We start from the raw sequence: 442 nt of genomic DNA on the forward strand, positions 1-442 counted from the left end.
ATCACAACTCGTATTTTTCCAATCATTTTATTGTACTTTTTCTCAACATCAAATAAGGGTAAATTCTTCTTTTTCTTTATTGGCATCAATAATTTAAAGCCATCTTGCTCTAATCCGTAGTACCCTAAATCGGTCATAACATATTTACAATGTTTGAATTTTTTAACCGTTCTTCTTGCCAATTTAATGTCATGCTGACTGCCATTCGATATATCTAGCCCTATGATTTGTTTGCTGTTCGGATGATAGATCACTTGTGCTTTTAGCGTATGTTTCTTCTTTTTACCACTGTAGAACTTACTCTGGGCAGAGTAAAACTTGAAGTGCGACATAAACCACCTAATTAATTTAAAGGGTTTATGGAGTATATAAAATTGTCATACCATCATCTTAACTTTGAAGATCGTACTGCATTAATGCTTGAGTCAAGAAAAGAAGGCTT

The 442-nt window shown here is 33.0% G+C and carries 1 pseudogene; it reads right to left on the reverse strand.

The features are described from left to right. Nucleotides 1–305, reverse strand: a pseudogene (locus J671_RS25760) (transposase); the annotation flags it as partial. Nucleotides 306–442: the final 137 nt, after the last annotated feature.

The sequence above is a fragment of the Acinetobacter sp. 1130196 genome (assembly GCF_000588095.1).
Taxonomy (GTDB): Bacteria; Pseudomonadota; Gammaproteobacteria; order Pseudomonadales; family Moraxellaceae; genus Acinetobacter; species Acinetobacter nosocomialis.